Origin of the sequence: Paenibacillus zanthoxyli JH29, from assembly GCF_000520715.1 — a bacterium.
Taxonomy (GTDB): domain Bacteria; phylum Bacillota; class Bacilli; order Paenibacillales; family Paenibacillaceae; genus Paenibacillus_AQ; species Paenibacillus_AQ zanthoxyli.
Genome location: NZ_ASSD01000082.1, coordinates 1 through 1735, shown reverse-complemented (window position 1 = coordinate 1735; position 1735 = coordinate 1). Strand labels below are relative to the sequence as shown.

Sequence of the window (1735 nt, the reverse complement as noted above, 5' to 3'; positions counted from 1 at the left end):
TTTGCAAGCCGCACCGCAACCAGATTAAAGCCGCTGTGAAGTGGAATCAGCAGCGCCGCCGACCACGGGGTATGGGCGATAATCAGCGCGGCTCCGATATGAAAGGCCGAAGCCCAGATCCGCTCCAGAATGCCCCACAGCGGGCTTGCCTGCATATTGCCCTGCGCCTGAAGAATTTGTTTCGCCTGCAGGGCCTTCTCATCGGTCCTTTTGATCAGCGATATGATAATGATCGCGTTAACGATGACGAACAGCACTTCAATGGCCGCCCAGCCCTGGCCGAGCGACAGCGCCTGCGGGAATGAAGCGGCGAGGAGGGAGAGGAGCGCGAGCCTCACGCCTTCCTCCAGCACGCCGGAGCTTCCGCCGACGATCAGCTTGGCCCGCTCCGGCGGCCAACCCCGAACAAGTGCGGCGAGCGGACCCCGCAGGAATAACGCCGCCAGCCAGCCAAGCGCTCCCAGCCCAAAAATAGGCCACTCTATGGCGTAGCCCGCCGCGCTGAACACAGCCCCGTACATGACCGGCACCAGAATGTACAGCGGCACATATTTTAGCGTTCTTTCCGATACTCCCGCAAACGGGTCCTTTTCGGCTGTACTCATGACTTTCATCTCTCCCGCTTCTGTTCTAATATTCATTGCTCTGTACGCCCCTTCCCTTCGTTTACGCCTTCGGATGAACCCGGGAGCGCTCCCGGAATGACGATGGTGGAGATCATCCGCCGCCTGCGTCCGCTTCCGGCTTCGTTTCCGGCATATTTCTGCATGGATTCTCTCATTTCCGTCAGCAGCTGCGCATATTCGTCATCGGACAAATGAAGCTGCACCTGGCGCATAGAGACACCATCCTTCTTCATGTCGTATTTCTCCTGCTGTAAATACGCGCTGAAGTCGCCGGCAAGCGACGAGACGAATTTCTGAAAAAGCGCCATATGCTCGCCCGCAAATTGCTCCGTCGTATCGGAAGGCGTGGCGTCTTCGCCCCCCTGGGACAGGTAATATACTTTCTCCACCGCGCCGCGCACCTTGTTCTCTTCGGCCACCTCAAGCACCCCGCCCTTCAGCAGCTTGTTCAGATGCCGGTACATGGTTGCCTGAGGGATATCTTCAAGCTCATGAAGAAGCTGCTGCGTTGTACGCCGCCTTCCATTTAGCAGCGCCTGAATGATGCGCATCCGAATCGGGTGCAGAATCAGGTCGGCCTTCGACTCTGGCATAATCTCACCTCGTTAATATTATCATTATCGATAATGATAATATTAATCGCGATTAAAATCAACCTTCCTGACCCGGTTATTTAATCATAGCCCCCTCATTCTTCGCGTATACATCGTATAGTACAATAATGCGGCAGCCCGCGTGCTGCCTTTTTTTCAATCGGATTATTAACGATACGGAAAGGCGGGATGAGGCTGTGCAGTATTATATTGAAACGGAACCGGGCGTCAAGCTGTTCGTGGAGGACATCGGAAGCGGCGCGCCGGTCGTCTTGGTGCACGGTTGGCCGCTGAATCATGAAATGTACGAATACCAGGTGACGCATCTTCCCAAATACGGCTATCGCTGTATTTCGATTGATCTTCGCGGCTTTGGCAAATCCGACCGGCCCTGGGAAGGCTACACCTATGACCGGATGGCCGACGATATCCGGGTGGTGCTGGACACACTGCGCCTGGAAGGTGTACGGCTCGTCGGCTTCTCCATGGGCGGTGCCGTTGTCCTGCATTACGCGG

Annotated in this window: 3 protein-coding genes; 1 reads left to right on the top strand and 2 read right to left on the bottom strand. The window is 55.9% G+C overall.

The window, feature by feature from the left end:
• On the bottom strand, window positions 1-641 hold a 641-nt coding region (locus tag L691_RS0103165), incomplete at its 3' end, for a hypothetical protein (RefSeq protein ID WP_025688733.1).
• Entirely contained in the window at window positions 638-1219 is a 582-nt protein-coding gene (locus L691_RS0103160) for a helix-turn-helix domain-containing protein (protein ID WP_025688732.1), read from the bottom strand. The genes L691_RS0103165 and L691_RS0103160, both read right to left, overlap by 4 nt.
• Before the next feature lie 197 nt (window positions 1220-1416).
• Here L691_RS0103160 and L691_RS0103155 point away from each other — a divergent pair.
• Window positions 1417-1735: alpha/beta fold hydrolase (locus L691_RS0103155; RefSeq protein WP_025688731.1), on the top strand; the 319-nt coding region annotated here is incomplete at its 3' end.

Coding starts and splice junctions, on each gene's coding strand:
- L691_RS0103160 (WP_025688732.1), bottom strand. CDS start 1,219: ATGCCAGAGTCGAAGGCCGACCTGATTCTGCACCCGATTCGGATGCGC.